This is a genomic window from Planctomonas deserti (genome assembly GCF_003067705.1).
Lineage (GTDB): Bacteria > Actinomycetota > Actinomycetes > Actinomycetales > Microbacteriaceae > Planctomonas > Planctomonas deserti.
Genome location: NZ_QANL01000243.1, coordinates 1 through 507 on the forward strand (window position 1 = coordinate 1; position 507 = coordinate 507).

Annotated in this window: 1 protein-coding gene; it reads right to left on the reverse strand. The window is 70.6% G+C overall.

The annotated features are described in order from the left end of the window. On the reverse strand, positions 1–507 hold a 507-nt coding region (locus tag DAI20_RS20495), incomplete at both ends, for an HAD family hydrolase (RefSeq protein WP_108252927.1).

Genomic DNA, 507 nt, shown 5'->3' on the forward strand with positions numbered 1-507 from the left:
AGCAGCGGCAACAGCAGCGCGTGCGCGTCCACCAGCGAGCCGACGATGCGGTGGCCCAGTGCGCGCAGCTCTTCATCCGGATGCACCAGGTCCGGCACCTGGATCACGGTCATGCCGGCGGCCAATGCCGCGCGCGTACCGGCCGGTGAGTCTTCCAGCGCCAGGCAGCGTTCCGGGGCCTGGCCCAGCCGCTGCGCGGCCAGCAGGTAGATGTCCGGCGCCGGTTTCGGCCGCGCCACGTCGCCACTGGTGATCACCGCATCGAAATACGGCAGCAGGCCGGCAGCGGCCAGCTTGCGGTTGGCCCGCGGCTGCCGCGTGGTGGTTGCCACTGCACGCGGTACCGCGTGCGCCTTCAACAGCTCCAGCAGCTCCAGGATGCCTGGCCGCAGCGGCAGACCGGTCTGCGTGCGTGCTTCGTACAGCTCATGGCAACGTGCCGCCACTGCGTCGATCACGCTGTCCTCGATGCCCTGCGCGCGCAGCAGCGCGTGCGTGTCACGGTCA